The organism is Rhodopila sp. (assembly GCF_965277825.1).
Taxonomy (GTDB): domain Bacteria; phylum Pseudomonadota; class Alphaproteobacteria; order Acetobacterales; family Acetobacteraceae; genus Rhodopila.
Map to the genome: position 1 here is coordinate 4,826,872 of NZ_OZ255846.1, position 16,842 is coordinate 4,843,713.

General features: G+C 66.0%; 16 protein-coding genes. 9 read left to right on the top strand and 7 right to left on the bottom strand.

The annotated features are described in order from the left end of the window. Position 1: 1 nt before the first annotated feature. On the top strand, positions 2 to 787 hold the full coding sequence (gene lptB, locus ACQY4T_RS23235; protein ID WP_428543043.1) for an LPS export ABC transporter ATP-binding protein: 786 nt from the start codon (positions 2 to 4) through the stop codon (positions 785 to 787). Positions 788 to 894: 107 nt separating this feature from the next. Next, positions 895 to 2,397 carry an RNA polymerase factor sigma-54 gene (gene rpoN / locus ACQY4T_RS23240; protein ID WP_428535509.1) on the top strand — a complete coding sequence of 501 codons (1,503 nt, stop codon included), beginning with the start codon at positions 895 to 897 and terminating at the stop codon, positions 2,395 to 2,397. A gap of 20 nt (positions 2,398 to 2,417) precedes the next feature. Here the strand turns inward: rpoN and ACQY4T_RS23245 are convergent, their stop codons facing one another. Together ACQY4T_RS23245 and ACQY4T_RS23250 are read right to left on the bottom strand one after the other, a co-directional pair. Then, entirely contained in the window at positions 2,418 to 3,422 is a 1,005-nt protein-coding gene (locus ACQY4T_RS23245; RefSeq protein WP_428535511.1) for a substrate-binding domain-containing protein, read from the bottom strand. A 4-nt stretch (positions 3,423 to 3,426) separates the two neighbouring features. Further along, complete coding sequence (locus ACQY4T_RS23250) at positions 3,427 to 4,254, bottom strand: transcriptional initiation protein Tat (protein WP_428535513.1); 828 nt, start codon at positions 4,252 to 4,254, stop codon at positions 3,427 to 3,429. 226 nt (positions 4,255 to 4,480) lie between these two features. On the opposite strand from ACQY4T_RS23250, the gene ACQY4T_RS23255 reads away from it, so the two are divergent. From ACQY4T_RS23255 to ACQY4T_RS23270, 4 genes are all read left to right on the top strand, one after another. Next, positions 4,481 to 5,158 (top strand): c-type cytochrome, encoded by a 678-nt coding sequence (locus ACQY4T_RS23255; RefSeq protein WP_428535515.1) that lies wholly within the window; start codon positions 4,481 to 4,483, stop codon positions 5,156 to 5,158. A 30-nt stretch (positions 5,159 to 5,188) separates the two neighbouring features. Continuing rightward, positions 5,189 to 6,217 (top strand): c-type cytochrome, encoded by a 1,029-nt coding sequence (locus tag ACQY4T_RS23260; protein WP_428535517.1) that lies wholly within the window; start codon positions 5,189 to 5,191, stop codon positions 6,215 to 6,217. Positions 6,218 to 6,593: 376 nt separating this feature from the next. Continuing rightward, on the top strand, positions 6,594 to 7,181 hold the full coding sequence (gene hpf, locus ACQY4T_RS23265) for a ribosome hibernation-promoting factor, HPF/YfiA family (RefSeq protein ID WP_428535519.1): 588 nt from the start codon (positions 6,594 to 6,596) through the stop codon (positions 7,179 to 7,181). A gap of 87 nt (positions 7,182 to 7,268) precedes the next feature. Then, positions 7,269 to 8,129 carry an isocitrate lyase/PEP mutase family protein gene (locus ACQY4T_RS23270; protein ID WP_428535521.1) on the top strand — a complete coding sequence of 287 codons (861 nt, stop codon included), beginning with the start codon at positions 7,269 to 7,271 and terminating at the stop codon, positions 8,127 to 8,129. A 101-nt stretch (positions 8,130 to 8,230) separates the two neighbouring features. Here ACQY4T_RS23270 and ACQY4T_RS23275 read toward each other — a convergent pair whose 3' ends face one another. From ACQY4T_RS23275 to purB, 3 genes are read right to left on the bottom strand one after another with little or no spacing between them, the layout of a single operon-like run. Continuing rightward, positions 8,231 to 8,641 (bottom strand): dihydroneopterin aldolase, encoded by a 411-nt coding sequence (locus ACQY4T_RS23275; RefSeq protein WP_428535523.1) that lies wholly within the window; start codon positions 8,639 to 8,641, stop codon positions 8,231 to 8,233. Then, positions 8,638 to 9,417, bottom strand: coding sequence for an SDR family oxidoreductase (locus tag ACQY4T_RS23280; RefSeq protein ID WP_428535525.1), 780 nt, complete (start codon positions 9,415 to 9,417; stop codon positions 8,638 to 8,640). Before ACQY4T_RS23280 ends, ACQY4T_RS23275 begins: the two co-directional genes overlap by 4 nt. Before the next feature lie 17 nt (positions 9,418 to 9,434). Further along, positions 9,435 to 10,766, bottom strand: a complete 1,332-nt coding sequence (gene purB / locus ACQY4T_RS23285; protein WP_428535527.1) for an adenylosuccinate lyase — start codon at positions 10,764 to 10,766, stop codon at positions 9,435 to 9,437. 60 nt (positions 10,767 to 10,826) lie between these two features. Between purB and ACQY4T_RS23290 the strand changes: the two genes are divergently transcribed. After that, positions 10,827 to 11,435 carry a YjbE family putative metal transport protein gene (locus tag ACQY4T_RS23290; RefSeq protein ID WP_428535529.1) on the top strand — a complete coding sequence of 203 codons (609 nt, stop codon included), beginning with the start codon at positions 10,827 to 10,829 and terminating at the stop codon, positions 11,433 to 11,435. A 111-nt stretch (positions 11,436 to 11,546) separates the two neighbouring features. Here the strand turns inward: ACQY4T_RS23290 and ACQY4T_RS23295 are convergent, their stop codons facing one another. Together ACQY4T_RS23295 and ACQY4T_RS23300 are read right to left on the bottom strand one after the other, a co-directional pair. Continuing rightward, the gene (locus tag ACQY4T_RS23295) at positions 11,547 to 12,239 is read right to left on the bottom strand and encodes an SOS response-associated peptidase (protein ID WP_428535531.1); all 693 of its coding nucleotides are present in this window, start codon (positions 12,237 to 12,239) and stop codon (positions 11,547 to 11,549) included. Positions 12,240 to 12,254: 15 nt separating this feature from the next. Then, the gene (locus ACQY4T_RS23300; protein ID WP_428535533.1) at positions 12,255 to 13,295 is read right to left on the bottom strand and encodes an amino acid ABC transporter substrate-binding protein; all 1,041 of its coding nucleotides are present in this window, start codon (positions 13,293 to 13,295) and stop codon (positions 12,255 to 12,257) included. 224 nt (positions 13,296 to 13,519) lie between these two features. Here ACQY4T_RS23300 and ACQY4T_RS23305 point away from each other — a divergent pair, with 224 nt between their 5' ends. Together ACQY4T_RS23305 and ACQY4T_RS23310 are read left to right on the top strand one after the other, a co-directional pair. After that, positions 13,520 to 14,836 (top strand): NAD(P)/FAD-dependent oxidoreductase, encoded by a 1,317-nt coding sequence (locus ACQY4T_RS23305; RefSeq protein ID WP_428535535.1) that lies wholly within the window; start codon positions 13,520 to 13,522, stop codon positions 14,834 to 14,836. Between the two features lie 144 nt (positions 14,837 to 14,980). Continuing rightward, positions 14,981 to 16,459 (top strand): NAD-dependent succinate-semialdehyde dehydrogenase, encoded by a 1,479-nt coding sequence (locus ACQY4T_RS23310; protein WP_428535537.1) that lies wholly within the window; start codon positions 14,981 to 14,983, stop codon positions 16,457 to 16,459. Positions 16,460 to 16,842 lie beyond the last annotated feature (383 nt).

Consider the following 16,842-nt stretch of genomic DNA (forward strand, 5'->3'; position numbering starts at 1 on the left):
CATGATCGACGGCACGCGGCCGCTTCGCGAGGTTTCGACTCGCGGCCTGAAGGTGGTGACCGGCGACGGCGGCCTGACCGCTCGCGCCGTGGGCAAGACCTACAAGGGCCGCCCGGTGGTGCGCAACGTCACGGTGACCTTGCGCCGCGGCGAGGCGGTTGGACTGTTGGGGCCGAACGGCGCCGGCAAGACCACCACCTTCTACATGATCGTCGGCCTGGTCAGGCCCGACACCGGGACGATCAGCCTGGATGGCGCCGATATCACCCGGTTGCCGATGTATCGCCGCGCCCGTCTGGGCATCGGCTATCTGCCGCAGGAGGCCAGCGTGTTCCGCGGCCTGAACGTCGAGCAGAACGTCATGGCGGCGCTGGAGGTGATCGAACCCGACGCTGCCACCCGCGACATGATGCTGGACGAACTGCTGGCCGAATTCGGCATCAGCCATCTGCGCCGCACGCCCGCCCTGGCGCTGTCCGGCGGTGAGCGCCGGCGGGTCGAGATCGCCCGAGCCCTGGCCACGCAGCCGTCCTACATCCTGCTCGATGAACCGCTGGCCGGCATCGATCCGATCGCGGTCGGCGAAATTCGCGACCTGGTCAAGCACCTGAAGGACCGCGGCATCGGCGTGCTGATCACCGACCACAACGTGCGGGAGACCCTGGATATCATCGACCGCGCCTACATCATGCACGACGGACAGGTGCTGATGGAGGGAAAGCCTGGTGAAGTGGTGGCTCACCAAGATGTGAGGCGGGTGTATCTGGGAGAAAAGTTCAGCTTGTAAGATTTTACCGGCTTTGGCACGAATTTGCGCATACGGTTGCACGCTTTTTGCATAGATTTTGCTGAAACCGATTGACCGCGCGCGGAATGACTAGATAATCGCCGACCATGGCGATTGCCCCCCGTCTCGACCTGCGCCAAAGCCAGACCCTGGTCATGACGCCGCAATTGCGTCAGGCAATCAAATTGCTGCAATTCTCCAATATCGAGGTCAATTCCTTCGTCGAGGAGGAACTAGAACGCAACCCGCTGCTGGAGAGGGACGGCGCTGCCGACCCGCCGGTGGGGGAACGGGCAGCGCCGGATCAGATCGCGCTGCGTGCCCCGGCGGAGGTGGATTCCGCCGACGCTGCCCGGTCGGACACCTTGCCGGCGGATGCCGGCTCACCGCTGGATGCCGAACATGCCGAGGTATTTGATCCCGGCGGGGCGGGCGATGGTGCGCCGCTGGTGGGACGCATGGACGGCGGCGGCGGCAGCCATGGCTTCGAGCACGACGATCGCGGCATCGACGATTTCGCCGGTGACGATCGTTCGCTGCGCGATCACCTGGGTGAGCAATTGCGGCTTAACTTCACCGATCCGGTGGAACGGATGGTCGGGGCGCATCTGATCGCCCTGCTCTGCCCCGCCGGCCGTCTGACCGCCGATCCGGTGGCGATCGCGCGGGCGATGGGGCTGCCGCTGGACCGGGTAGAGCAGGTCCGCGCGCGGATGATGCGGTTCGATCCGGTGGGTCTGTTCGCGCGCGACCTGCGGGAGTGCCTGGCGGCGCAGTTGGCCGAGCGCAACCGGCTCGACCCTGCGATGCAGGCGCTGCTGGACAACCTCGATCTGCTGGCCAGGCGGGAGAACCGGCGCCTGATGGCACTCTGCGGCGTCGATGCCGAGGACCTGGCCGACATGGTCTGCGAGATCAAGGCGCTGGATCCGAAACCGGCGGCGACCTGGGACATGACGCCGCCGCAACTGGTGGTGCCCGACCTGCTGATGCGCCACTTGCCTGACGATAGTTGGATCATCGAACTGAACCCGGAAACCATGCCCCGCGTGCTGGTGAACGAGCGATTCTACGCCAAGGTCGCGCCGCGGGCGAAGAAGGACGAGAAGATTTTCCTAACAGAGCGGCTGGCGAATGCCAACTGGCTGGTGCGGTCGCTGCAGCAGCGCGCGCAGACCATCCTGAAGGTGGCGGCGGAGATCATCCGCCAGCAGGATGGCTTCCTGCGCCTGGGCGTGGCGTTCCTGCGGCCGCTGATCCTGCGCGACATCGCCGAGGCGGTCGAACTGCACGAAAGCACCGTCAGCCGGGTGACGGCAAACAAGTACATCGCCACACCGCGCGGCACGTTCGAGCTGAAGTATTTCTTCACCACGGCGATCCACGGCACCAATGGCGGCGATTCGCACAGCGCCGAGGCGGTGCGTCACCGCATCCGCGGCTTGATCGAGGCGGAGCCGCCGGCCGATATCCTGTCCGACGATGCAATCGTCACCATGCTGCGCGACGAAGGCGTCGAAATCGCGCGTCGGACGGTGGCGAAGTACCGCGAGGCGTTGCGAATTCCGAACTCGGTCCAGCGGCGGCGGGAAAAAGTCGTTCCCGCGTAGCCAGCCCCAGACCCGTCAAGCTACCGCGACGCGGCGACGTAGGGCTTGAAGCCGTATCGTTCGAAGATCGCCAGGGCGGCGGGCGAGCGTATGAAAGCAAGCCAGCGCTGCGCCGCTTCGGGGTGCATAGCGCCCTTCACCTCGGCGCCGGCATAGATCGCGGTGGTGTTCTGGGCTGCGGGAATGGTCACCTGTTCGATCGGGTGGCCCGCCTGTTGCTGGAACACCACCTCGGATTGCCAGGTCACTCCGGCGTCGGCGACACCCTGCATAAGGAAAAGCGGCGTCTGGCGATGATGGATGTGGGTAAGGACGGTGCTGCCATCCGCGACCTTGGTCCGATAGACCATATCAGCCAGCGCCTGGCCTCCGGCTTTCGCCAGCGAGGCCTGTATTTGACGGGCAATGCCCTCGAAAGCGGGGTTCGGCATCGACAGCCGGATCGCGGGCTTGCCGAGATCGGCGAGGCCAGTGACGTGCGCCGGGTTGCCCTTCGCCACCATGATGGCGAGCGTGTTGGTCGCATAAGGAATAGCCGGACCGGTGAGCACCCCCTGGCCGATCATTTGGCGCACCTTGACCAGCCCGGCAAAGTAGGCATCCGCTCGTACCGTCCAAGTCATATTGCCCGAGGTGACAGTGCCGCCAGCCTGCATCTGCTTTTCGAGGAAGCCCGGCGGCAGCGTCTCCCAGAACACGTGGCCCTTGTATTCGGCATCCGCCGTCTCGAACGCGGCGACCAGCGGTGCCATAGCGAAGAAATAGTTGCCGCCGACATAAAGCACCAGCTTCGGGTCGGTGAGGTCGCCGTGGAAGTCGGCAAGACTGTCCGCCTCGGGGACCGTGATGTCGAAACCGCGCTTTACGGCGTCGTTGTTGGCACCGTGCTGCCAGGGCGGGAACACCGCGCCCTGGTAGCGCGGCGCCTCGGCGTGGCCCTGCCAGCCGTGATCCGGTGTCTGTGCGCCAGCAGGCGCGGCCAGTGCCGTGGCGACCGCGAGGGCGCCCGCAAACGCGAGCTTCATGCGCCTACGCTGCATAGACGTAGTGGAACCCGGCCTGTTGCAGTTCCGGCAAGGTACCGACCGCCCCCGGGGTCAGCACGACACCTTGGATCAGATGGTTGGTCAGTTCGGCGGCCAAAGCTTCTTGGGACAGTTTGTCGGGGTTGACCCCGGTTGCGATCAGACGGCCGGCCTGTTCCCAGATGGCATTGTGGCAAGACAGGAACATGACGCCTCGGCGCTGCAGCGCGGGGATGTCGTTATCCTCCGCCGAGAACGCGCCGGCGGCGTTCTCGTAGGCCGAGGAATCGGCCGAACCAGCCGCTTCCGGCAGCATCAGGGTGTTGGTCTTGAAACCGCCACCGGCGAGCTTGGCGAGCTGATATTTGTCCCACATCGGCTGATCGTAGAGCGCGACCTGGGCGGTGCCGTGCACCGTGGTCACCGCCAGGAAGTCCGGATGACGGAACGACCAGACCTGCGCGTTCACCGCGTTGCGGATCAGGTTGAGCCAGGGTCCCTTGATGTCGGTGCAGTCCCACGCCTGCTTGGTCTTCGGCTGGTAGGCGATTATCTCGGACAGGGCTTCGTGATCCCACTGGTCCGGGGCGTTGAGGATCATCGGCACCGTCTTGAAGTCGCGTCGCCGCGGCGCCGCGGCGACCTTGTGTATCAGCTCCGTCAAGGCGGTGGACCCGTGTGGCACCAAGGATGCAGCCGGCTCGCCAGCCTTGGCCGGTTCGCCAGCCTTGCCCGATTCGGCAGCCTTGGCCGGTTGGCGTCGCAAGGCCGCTACCCCGGCGGCGATCCCCAGACCCTTCAGTGCGGCGCGGCGGTCGGATACGACTGGCATGGTCTCTTCTCCTCCGTGCTATCGCATGCGCTCGCGGCAGGATGGCGGCCGCTCCGGATAGCATCCATTCATTAGAGCGTGGCGGACGGAACGTCCAAGGCGCTGGCAATGCGCGGCCTCAGGTGACGGGTAGGCGACTTCGCGCTATCGTCGCCACGGAGGTTATCGAATGTGGGGGAGGCATTCCCGCCCTGCCTTGGTTGGGCGACCGGTCGCGCGCCGTTGTTTGCTTGCGGTCATTGGCCTTGTCGCCACGATGGCCGGCGGGGCGCGTGCGGAAGCCGCTGCCGCGCCGGACGCAGGCGCGACGATCGCACAAAAAGGCAACGATCGTCTCGCGCCATGCGCGACCTGCCATGGTGCCCAGGGCGAAGGCAACGCCGCTATCGGCGGCCCTCGGCTGGCTGGTCTCGGAGCATCGTATATCGTCGAGCAGCTCGATGCCTTCGCCGACAAAAGCCGCGGTAACCCGATCATGCTGTCGATCGCACAATCGCTGCCGGTTGCCGAGCGGGCAGCCGTCGCGGCCTATTTCAGCAGCTTGCCCTCGCCTGGAGTGGGGGCGCCGGACGCGGCGGCAGGCAGCCTTGGTGCGCGGCTGGCGCTGCGCGGCCGCTGGTCGGAGCAATTGCCAGGCTGCGAGCAATGCCACGGACCCGGCGGGGCCGGTATCAGCCCGGCGTTTCCCCCGCTCGCCGGGCTGCCGGCGCGCTACATCGAAGCGCAGCTACAGGCCTGGAAAACCGCCACCCGGCCGCCCGGTCCGCTTGGCCTGATGGCGGCCGTGGCGGGGCGATTGTCGAATGAGGATATTGCCGCGGTGGCTGGATATTTTGCGTCCATGAAGGTCACGCCCCAAAGCACCTCCATCAAGAGCGGCGCCATCGGGGGGGCAACACCATGAGGGGTGCCGGGACATGAGGAACGCCGGATCATGAGCCGTTGGCCGTCGCTTCCGGCAATTGCCCTGGCGTTCGTAGCGCTCGGCCTGTTGCTGTCCCGTCCGCCGCCGGTGCTGGGCAGCGAAGCAGGCGAGGCAATGGCGGCCGCGTCGCCGGCGCCCCCGGTTGCCATGGCCGACGCAGCGTCCCTGACTAGAGCGCCCGTGGCCGGTTCAGCGAATGGCGCCCCCGCACCGGGTCAACAGGACGGTTCGGTGCGGTCCTCCGCGTTCCGGCCGCCGCCGGAGGATTCGATTCCGCGGACGCAGCTTGGCCAGATGATCAGCCTTGGCGAAGAGATCTTCCGCCATCCGGCACAGGCGGCGCCACAATTCGTCGGCAACCGTTTGGCTTGCAGCAACTGCCACATCGATGCCGGACGGCTGGCCAACGCGTCACCGCTCTGGGCGGCCTGGGTCGCATTTCCCGCGTATCGTGCGAAGAACGGTCATGTGAATACGTTCGCCGAGCGCATACAGGGGTGTTTTCGGTACAGCATGAACGGCAAGGCGCCGCCGTTGGGCGACAAGGTCCTGGTCGCGCTCGAAAGCTACTCGGCCTGGCTGGCGCGCGGCGCTCCGGTCGGCGAGACCTTGCAAGGACGCGGCTATCCCAAGCTGTCGAAGCCCGCCTCGGCACCTGACTATACCCGCGGCGAACAGGTTTACCAGCAGCGTTGCGTGCTCTGTCACGGCGCTGACGGTGCTGGCCAGTCGGCGGCGGGACAAATGGTTTTTCCGGCGCTGTGGGGCGCGCAATCGTATAATTGGGGCGCCGGCATGGAGTCGGTCACCAACGCCGCCGGGTTCGTCAAGGCCAACATGCCACTGGGTCTCGGCGGTAGCCTCAGCGATCAGGATGCGTGGGACGTGGCCATGTTCATGGACAGTCATGAACGCCCGCAGGATCCGAGGTTCATCGGGTCGGTGCAGGAGACCCGCGAACGGTTTCACAATTCCGCTTCGTCGATGTATGGGCGGACCGTGGGTGGACGCCTCGTCGGCGTGGGAACCGGTCCATGATGTGCGACGACGAGCGGATGGTCTGCCGCCAGCCGCGCTCATGCTTCGGACGTGACGCTGCCTTGCGTTCGCCGCAGGGTTCCAAGTCCTGCCTACTCATCGCCGGCGATCGGATGAGAATAGAGGGGCGCCCCGACGGTGGGGGGCCGGACGCTCGTTAAATCAGCGGTTTATTCGTCGTCTGGCGACGATTATGTCTGGAATTTCCGGGCCGAGCGTCAGGCCTGCCGGTTGCCACGGGAGCGCCCCCCGTCATCAGTTTCGGCGAGAAGATTATCCCTGGTGGACACCACCGCCCGCAGCGTGCCCAAATACCGCTGGCCGCCGGGACCCCGGTCAATCGTCCTGGTCGGCCTGAACCGGTCGGGAGAAAATGATGCAGATCACGGTCTCCGGCAAACAAGTCGATTTGTCGGATGCGTTGCGGATCAGGGTGTCCACCCAGATGGACACCATTGCCAGCAAATATTTCGACCATGCGCTGGAAGCGAGCGTTACCTTCAGCCGAGCGCGAAGTTTCTTCACCTGCGATATAAACGTTCATGCCGGCCGAGGGCTGCAGTTGCGCGGCGAGGGCGAGGCGGCGGACGCCAACACCGCGTTCGACGACGCGGCGGAGCATATCGCCAAGCGCCTGCGGCGCTATCGCAGGCGGGTCAACGACCATCACCGCGACCTTGCCCAGCGCGACCGTCCCGAGGCGGCGCGACAATACATCCTTCAGGAGGCGCCGAATGGCGCCGACCACGGCGCGACGGATGGCCGCACGCTGGATGAAGCCTATGCCACGGTGGTGGCCGAGACCCAGACCGAGATCGCCAGCCTTTCGGTGGGCGAGGCGGTGATGCGGATGGACCTAGCGGATCAGATGGTGATGATGTTTCGCAACAGCGCGTCCGGCGTGCTGAACGTGGTCTATCGGCGTGACGATGGACACATCGGCTGGATCGACCCCGGATCCTGAAGCGGATCGGGGAGGCACGAGGCGTTCGTTGCGCCCACGCCGGCCGCGGTCGGGCTTTACCCATCCTCAACTGGCAAGGATTACTCGATGCGTCCACAGGCAGAAGCCATGAAGGCAATGTTGCAGCGGCCGGGGTTGCAGGTCGTGCCGGGCTGCGGCGATGGCCTGGGAGCTCGATTGATCGAACAGGCCGGGTTCAACATCGCCTTTGCCTCCGGTTCATCGATCCACGCCACGCGGCTGGCGATGCCGGACATGGATCTGCTGACCTTCCCCGAGATGCGCGACGCGGTCGAGGCGATGATCACCGCCGCGCCGAAGCTGCTATGGCTGGCGGACGGCGACACCGGCTACGGCAACGCGATCGCGGTTCGCAAGACGGTCCTGGGTTACGCCAAGGTCGGCGCAGCGGCGGTGCTGATCGAGGACAAGCAATGGCCGCGGCAACTGGGCAACAACGGTGCCAAGTTGGTGGTCGACCGAGCCGAAGCCCGGTTGCGCTGCCGCACCGCGGTGGCGGCGGCGCGGGAGGCCGGCTTGCTGCTGCTGGCAAGGACCGATGCCAGGACGTCGCGCGGGTTCGACGAGGCGCTGCTTCGGCTGCAGGACTTCGTGGCCGAGGGGGCGGACATGTTCCTGGACTCGCCCGGTTCGGAGGCCGAGATGCGGGCCTCGGTCGAGGCTTGCCAGGGGCGGCCGGCGATCGCGGTGACCAACCCGGGCGGCAAGCATTTCAAGCCGGCGGACGATGTGCTGGCTGCAATCGGCATCAAGATGGTGATCTATCCGCAGGAGATCCTGGCCGCGACGGTTGCGGCGGTGCGGGCCGCGTTGGCCGGGCTGCAGGACGGTTCACGGGCGGCGATGGCGAGCGTGCCGGAGTTGGCGGCAGCGATCCGTTCGGCGGAGTATCTGGCGATGGATGAGCGGCTCGCGCGCGGTCAGTGATGCGGCGATGGAGACGAATGTGCGAGCGATCACCGGCGGGAATCGCGCCGGCTTGGAACGTCTTGTCGCACCGAGCGTGCCACCCAAGCCACGCTCATGCGCTATGCGTCAGGCTGCTGACGTTCGACCTCGACGCCGGCGGATTCCGCATCGGCGAAGATATCGAGCTTTTCGACCCGGATCCGGGCGATCCTGACGCGGGTGTCGACGAGACAAGCCTCGGCGATGCGTTCGGCCATAGTCTCGACCAGGCGGATATGGCCGGACCCGGCGATCGCCCGCACCGAGGCGACGATCTTCTCGTAGTTCACCACCCGGGCGAGTTCGTCAGCACCGACCATCTGCCCGGCCAGGGCGTTGTCGTCGATGACCGCGAGATCGACGTTGATACGAACCCGCTGGCGGTCCCGGTGCTCGTGCGGGTAGATGCCGACGCTGGCGGAAACCACCATGTCGCGCACGAAGACATGGCGCAGACCCGGACCTAAAAGGCTGGTGCCGGGCGGTTTCACTCCTGCGGTCCGGTTGCGTTGGGCACCGCTGCCCATTGCAGATGCTGGCCGCCGTCGAGGGCGATCATCTGACCGGTCATTGCCGGCAGACCGAGGATGGCGATGACCGCGCGGGCTACCTCGGCTGGGCTGGTGCCATGGCCGAGCGGCACCGATCCGGCTTGATCGGCAAACTGGGCGGCGGTTTGCCTGGGGCTGGGCAGTGCCGGGCCGGGCCCGATCGCGTTGACCCGGATGCGCGGAGCCAGTGCCAGTGCCATGGTCTGGGTCAGCGCCCACAGGCCGGCCTTGGAGACCGTGTAGGAAACGAAATGCGGCGTAAGCGACCAGACGCGCTGATCGATCATGTTGACGACGACGCCCTCGAACCCAGGCGGCAGGGCGTGAGCGAACGCCTGGGTCAGCACGAAGGGGGTGCGGAGGTTGGTTTCCATATGGGCGTCCCAGGAGGTTCGGGACACATCTTGCCATTCGTCCCGGTCGAAGCGGCTGGCGTTGTTGACCAGCACGCCGATCGGCCCGAGCGTCTGGGCGGCGCGGGAGATCAGTTGTTGGGATTGCGGCTCTTGGGCCAGGTCGGCCTGCAGGATGACGGCGTGCCGTCCGATGGCGCGGACTTCGTTTTGGGTTTCGTCCGCCTGTTGGCGGCTGCTGTTGTAGTGGATAGCGACGTCAAAGCCCCGTCGCGCGAGTTCGAGCACGATGGCGCGTCCGAGACGTTGGGCGCCACCGGTGACGAGGGCGGTTTTCGGGATCTTGGCGGATATCTTGGGCATGCCGGGGGGGGCGCAGTCTATCCGAACACGCGGTCGAAAATCCGATCGACAGAGGCAAGATGCAGTGCGGGGTCCATCGCGGCGTCGAGGTCGGCTGGCCTGACCATGCGCGCCACGTCGGGGTCGGCGGCAAGGTTGGCGCGGAACGAAAGACCTTCCGGCGTGCCCAGCCGGGTCCACGTCGCCATGGCGCAGCTTTGCACGATCCGGTAAGCGTCCTCACGCAATATGCCGGCCCGGGTCAGCGCCAGCAGGATCTCGCCCGAATGCACCACGCCGCCGAGGCTTTCGAGGTTGGCGAGCATGCGTTGCGGATAGACCAGCAGCTTTTCCATCATCCCGGCCAGCCGGATCAGGGCGAAGTCGAGTGTCACCGTGGTATCCGGCCCGATCGCGCGTTCCACTGAGGAGTGGCTGATGTCGCGCTCGTGCCACAGCGTCACGTTCTCCAGCGCCGGCACCACGGCGGAGCGCACGATCCGCGCCAGGCCGCAGAGGTTCTCGCTGAGCACCGGGTTGCGCTTGTGCGGCATCGCCGAGGAGCCTTTTTGGCCGGGATGGAAGTATTCCTCGGCTTCTCGCACCTCGGAGCGTTGCAGGTGGCGCACTTCGGTGGCGAGCCGCTCTATGGCGCTGGCGATGATGCCAAGGGTGCAGAACAAGGCGGCGTGGCGATCGCGCGGGATAATTTGGGTGGAGACCGGCTCCGGGGTCAGGCCCAGTCGTTCGGCGACGTATTGCTCGACGCTGGGGTCGAGGTGGGCGAAGGTGCCGACGGCGCCGCTGATGGCAGCGACGGCGACTTCCTTGCGCGCCGCGACCAGGCGGTCGCGGTTGCGGGCGAACTCGGCGTAGTGCCCGGCCAGTTTCAGGCCGAAGGTGGTCGGTTCGGCGTGGATGCCGTGGCTGCGGCCGATGGTTGGGGTGTATTTGTGCTCCAGCGCGCGGGCTTTCAGTGCGGCCAACACGGCGTCGATGTCGGCCAGCAGGATGTCGGCCGCCTGGGTCAATTGCACCGACAATGTGGTGTCGAGCACGTCGGAGCTGGTCATGCCCTGGTGGACGAAGCGCGATTCGGGGCCGATCGCCTCGGCCAGCCAGGTCAGGAAGGCGATGACGTCATGGCGGGTTTCGCGTTCGATCGCGTCGATCCGCTCGATATCGGCGGCGTTGATGGCGGCGAGCTTGGGGGCGCCCTTGTCGCGGATGGCGCGGGCAGCGTCCTGGGGAATGGCGCCGATGCGGGCCATGGCTTCGGCGGCGAGCGCCTCGATCTCGAACCAGATGCGGTAGCGATTCTCCGGCGCCCAGATCGCCGCCATTTCGGGTCTTGAATATCGCGGAATCATCGCTGCCCTGTCGATCCGGCGGAATGGACGAGCTAAACCCCGGCTCAGCGGAAGGCAAGCATGGATTGGACGCAGGATCTGGCGGCTCAGGCGATCGACCAGGCGATCGCGCTGGGTCAGGTGGTGATGATCGACGTGGCGCTGGCCGGGGACAATGCGGTCGTCGTCGGCGTGGCGGCGGCGGGGTTGCCGGAGCGGCAGCGGCGGCCGGCGATCCTGCTGGGGATCGGCGCCGCGACGGTGATCCGGATCGCGCTGGGGGCGGTGGCGATGCGGCTGCTGGCATTGATCGGATTGTTGCTCGCCGGCGGCGTGCTGCTGCTTTGGGTGTGCTGGAAGATGTTTCGCGAGCTGCGTCGGCCGCCCCGTGTCGCCGGCGAGGGCAATGACAGCAAGACGTTGCGTCAGGCAATGGCGCAAATCGTTCTCGCCGACATTTCCATGAGCCTGGACAACGTACTTGGCGTGGCGGGCGCGGCGCATGGTCGGCTGTGGGTGCTGGTTGTCGGGCTGTTGATCTCGGTCGGGATGATGGGCTTGGCGGCCGGGCTGATCGCCCGCCTGTTGCAGCGACAGCGTTGGATCGCCTGGATCGGGCTGCTGATCGTGCTGTACGTCGCGCTGTCGATGATCTGGCACGGCGGTCATGAGGTGGCCGGGGCGATCTGATGAAACGGCGTGATCGGATCGGGGCATCCGGGACAAGCGGGGGTGGTGGTCGGCATCGGGACCCACACGCAGACTGATTCAGTAGGCAAGACGTTACGGGATATCGGAAGGTCAGGCGGCGCGCTCGATGATGGTGGGATCGTCGTCGGCATTGGTGACGCCGTGGGCGTCGGCTCGGGTGCTGTTCAGCCGCTTTGAGACCGGCCATTGTTGCAAGGCCGCTTCGGCGGCGGGTTGCAGGGCCTCGGGTCCGAGGCTGCCGTTCAGCCAGGCGTCGAAATCCAGCTCCCGGAGCAGGATAGGCATGCGGTCGTGATACGGCTCCATCCATTCGCTCGCGCCGGAGACGATGATGGTGCAGGAGAGGATGTCCTCGGCGGTGTCCGGCTGGCGCCAGCGCTCCCACAGACCGGCGAAGGCAAGCAGGGGCGAGCCATCGGCCGGGCTGAACAGGTGTGGCTGCCTGTCGGCTTTGCCGCCGGTCCATTCGTAGAAGCCGCTGGCGGGAATGATGCAGCGGCGCTGCTTGAAGGCGTAGCGGAACATCGGTCGCTGGTGCACGCTTTCGGCCCGCGCGTTGAAGGTGGCGGGGAGGTCTTTCAACGGCTTGGTCCAGAAGAACGGTATCAGGCCCCAGCGCATCGAGACCAACTCGCGCTTTCCGTCCCGATCCAGGCGCACCACATCGACCGGCGTGGTCGGCGCGATGTTGTAGCGGGGACGCAGGTTCCGCGCTGATCCGAGCAGGCTGAGGAAGGCGTGGACCTGCTGCCAGGTGTAGTGCTGAGTGAACCTGCCGCACATGATTGCCTCCCGAGCCTAGCGAAGCTGCGGGGCGAACTGCAGGCCGCCTTTGGTCCATAGCGCGTTGCGGCCGCGGTCCAGACCGAGCGGGGTGATGTCGTGTTGCCACAGCTCGCCGTAGTTGCCGACCTGGCGGATGATCCTGGCGGCCCAGGCGTCATCCAGGCCGAGTGACCGGCCGAGGTTGCTCTCCAGCCCCAGCAGGCGACGGATGTCGGGGTTCTTGGTATCCTTGAAGCTATCGATATTGGTGCTGGAAACGCCCAGCGATTCGGCAACCACGGTGGCGAAATGGGTCCAGCGTACGATGTCGAACCATTTGTCGTCGCCCTTGCGTACCATGGCGCCGCTGGGGCCGATGCCGATCGCCTCCGGCAAGATGGTCAGCTCGCCCGCCTTGGCACCCTGCATGTAGCGGAAGCCGGCCAACTGCGAACTGTCGGAGGTGTAGGCATCGCAGCGGCCGGATAGGAACGCCTGGCGGATCTCGCTCAGGCTGCCGATCAGCACGGGGGTGTAAGCGATGTTTTCGGACCGCGCCCAATCCGCCAGGTCTAGCTCTGTCGAGGTGCCGGGCAGCACGCAGATCGAGGCGCCCCCCAACTGCTTGACCGACTTCACGCCCGACGCGGTTTTCACGATGATGCTGGTGCCGTCCCAGAAATTCACTCCGGCGAATTCAAGCCCGAGACTGGATTCCCGGGTGAGTGACCAGCCGGTGTTGCGCACCAGCAGGTCGACCTCTCCGGATTGCAGCGCGGTGAAGCGGTTCTGCGCCGTCAGCGACACCCACTTTACTTTGTTGGCGTCGCCCAGGGTGGCCGCCGCGACCGCTCGGCAGTAATCGGCATCGATTCCGCGCATGATGCCGCCGCTGTCGATCATCGAGAAGCCGGGGATTTCGCCGCCGGTGCCGCACAGCAACGCGCCGCGGGCACGGACCGCTTGCAGCGTCGGCGAACTGCTGGCTGGCGGGCCGCCACCCTGGGCAAACACGGTGGTTGCGGCTGCCAGGACGAAGCCGCAGAGCCAAACGCAGGCCCAAGCGCCACGCAAGGGTCGGGCGCGAGGCAAGTTTCGCGTGGGGCGCAACCTTCGGGGGCACAAGCCCCGGACGCGGCGAAAAGCTGACCGAAGCATGGGTCTTTCCCCTCTTCCAGGTTCGCCTGCATAGTATTGCCCATTGGCGCGGCCGCAACCGCTTGGCAGGCTTGGCGATGGCAGGCTTGGCGATGGCAGGCCCGGCTTGGATGTCAGGGCTTGGGACGGAGAAACCTAGCATGGTGCCGGAACTCATCGACGTAGAAACCGATGCCAAGCTCCCGCCGCGCGCCGACGTGGTGATTATCGGCGGCGGCATCGCCGGAGTCAGCACCCTGCTGGCGCTGGCGGAAAAAGGCGTGTCGGCGGTGCTGCTGGAAAAGGGTCGGTTGGCCGGCGAGCAATCCTCCCGCAACTGGGGGTTCTGCCGGACCCAGGGGCGCGCCCAGGCCGAGGTGCCGCTGGCGCTGGAAAGCCTGCGGCTGTGGGACCGCATGGACCGGCTGGTCGGCGACGAGGTCGGCTTCCAGCGCGCCGGGGCGTGCTATCTTTGCGATACTCCAGCCGAGGTTGCCGGGTACGAGGCCTGGCTGGACCAGGCGCGGCAGTGGCAGGTGCAAAGCCGCATCCTTTCGGCCGACGAGGTCGATGCCATGCTGCCCGGGTCGAGCCGGCGCTGGGCCGGCGCGCTGCATACTCCGAACGATGGCCGAGCGGAGCCGCAACGGGCGGTGCCGCTGATGGCGCAGGCGGCCAGGCGGCTGGGGGCAACGATCGTCACCCAGTGCGCGGCGCGAGGCATCGAGACCAAGGCCGGACGGATCAGCGGCATCGTCACCGAACGCGGCGCCATCGGCTGCGATGCGGCGGTGCTGGCCGGCGGGGCATGGTCGCGGCTGTTCTGCGGCAACATGGGGATCGATTTTCCGCAGTTGAAAGTGCTCGGGTCAGTGATGCGGACGCAGCCGTTGAATGGGCCTCCAGAGATGGCCGTGGCCGGCCCGGACTTCGCGTTTCGCAAGCGCCGGGACGGCGGCTACACGGTGGCTCGGCGCAATGCCAACGAGGCTCACCTGGTGCCCGACAGCTTCCGGCTGCTGCCGCGGTTCCTGCCGACCATGCTCCAATCCAGGCGTGAATACCGTATCCGCCTGTTTGGCCGCTTCCAGGAGGAACGGCGCATTCCGCGGCGCTGGGCGCTGGACCAGGCCAGTCCGTTCGAGGCGATGCGGGTGCTGGATCCGGCCCCCAACCCGGCAATCGTGGAGGAGAGCAAAGTCAACCTGATCCGCGCATTTCCGGCCTTCGCGGACGCGCGGATCGCGGCAAGCTGGGGCGGGCTGATCGATACCACTCCGGATGCCGTGCCGGTCATCGGGCCGGTGCGGGCGGTGCCGGGGTTCTTTCTGATGAGCGGGTTTTCCGGGCACGGCTTCGGCATCGGGCCGGGTGCCGGGCGGTTGATGTCGGAGTTGGTGATGGGAGCGCAGCCGGTGGTGGACCCGGCTGCTTTCCGCTTTGAACGCTTCGCGGCCAAGGCGCGGGCGGCGGCATAGTCCGGCGGGAGGCAGCATGGCGCGGCGGGGTGAGGCCCGGAAGAAACCGCACGCCTGTCGCAGCGGCCGGACTCCGCCCACCCCTGAACAGCGAACGCGGCAATCCCCATGTTTCGGGCAACCAAGGGAAAGGAGGAACCGACCATGTTGAACTCAGTCTCGCCGCTGCCGCTGAAGGACCCGACGCTGTTCCGTCAGGCGAACTACCTGAACGGTAAATGGGTGGAGGCCGACAGTGGCCAGACCATGGTGGTGAAAAACCCCGCCACCGGCGAAGCGGTGGGCGAGGTGCCCAACATGGGCGCTGCCGAAACCCGTCGCGCGATCGAGGCGGCTAACAAGGCCTACCCCGCTTGGCGCGCCGCGCTGGCGAAAGAGCGCGGCGCGATCCTGCGCAAGCTGTCCGATCTGATGCTGGCGAATACCGACGACCTGGCGATGATCATGACCGCTGAACAGGGTAAGCCGCTGGCCGAAAGCAAGGGCGAGATCGTCTACGCCGCCAGCTTTATCGACTGGTTCGCCGACGAAGCCAAGCGGATCTATGGCGACACCATCCCGCAAAACGCCAAAGGCCGCCGCATACTGGTGATGAAGGAGCCGATTGGTGTGTTCGCCGCGATCACACCGTGGAACTTCCCGGCGGCGATGATAACCCGCAAGGCCGGTCCGGGCTGGGCGGCGGGCTGCACCGGAGTGATCCGGCCGGCTTCACAGACGCCGTTCTCAGCGCTGGCAATCGCGGTGCTGGCCGAGCGTGCGGGCATGCCGGCGGGGGTGTGCAACGTGCTGACCGGCGGATCGTCGGCGATGGGCGGCGAGCTGACGTCGAACCCGCTGGTGCGCAAGCTATCGTTTACCGGTTCGACCGAAGTTGGCGCCAAGCTGCTGGCGCAGTGCGCGCCAACGATCAAGAAGACCAGCATGGAACTGGGCGGCAACGCGCCGTTCATCGTGTTCGACGACGCCGATCTGGATGCCGCGGTGGTGGGTGCCATGGGCAGCAAGTTCCGCAACACCGGGCAGACCTGCGTCTGTGCCAACCGCATCTTGGTGCAGGACGGGGTGTATGACGCGTTTTCCGCCAAGCTGAAGACCGCGGTGGAGGCGATGAAGGTCGGCAACGGCATGGAGGACGGGGTCAGCCAGGGGCCGCTGATCAACTCCGATGCGGTGAAGAAGGTTGAGGAGCATGTCGCCAACGCACTGTCGCTGGGAGCTTCGGTGGTGACCGGCGGCAAGAAGCACCGACTCGGCGGCAATTTCTACGAACCGACGGTGCTGGCGAACGTGCCGCATGAGGCGATGATCTTCCGTGAGGAGACATTCGGGCCGGTGGCACCGCTGTTCCGCTTTAAGACCGAAGCGGAAGCGATCCGATTGGCCAACGATACCGAGTTCGGCCTGGCGGCTTACTTCTATGCCCGCGACGTGGGGCGCGTCTTCCGCGTCAGCGAGGCGCTGGAATACGGTATTATCGGCGCCAATGAGGGGATCATTTCGACTGCGGAGGCTCCGTTCGGCGGGATGAAGTCATCCGGGCTGGGGCGTGAAGGGTCGAAGTACGGGATCGAGGATTATCTAGAGATCAAATACCTGGCAATCGGCGGGATCGGGAGCTGAATCCCGGCACAACCCTACGCAGTCAAACGGGGCGGCTTTAAGGCCGACCCGTTTGACACCAAGCCTGCCGGGCTTAGGGCAATCAACACCTTATCCGAGCGAATGAGGTAGATACGATGGTGAACCCAGTCTTTGATGCTATATGATGCGCGGCCATTGACCCATCATCACCTGAATACCTTGGCGCTGGGTAGGATATCTTCTCAGATTACCGGGTAATTTGTACCCGTCGGAGGCCGGATGACAACGATGATTCTGAAGTCCACGCGGCTTTCAGAGAGGCCAATGTCAGTGACTCGAGTGCCCGCAAGGCATCGGAGGCGATCGCGGCTCATGAGGCGCGGTTCGCCAACATTGACCTGAAAATTGAGAAGATCGACGGG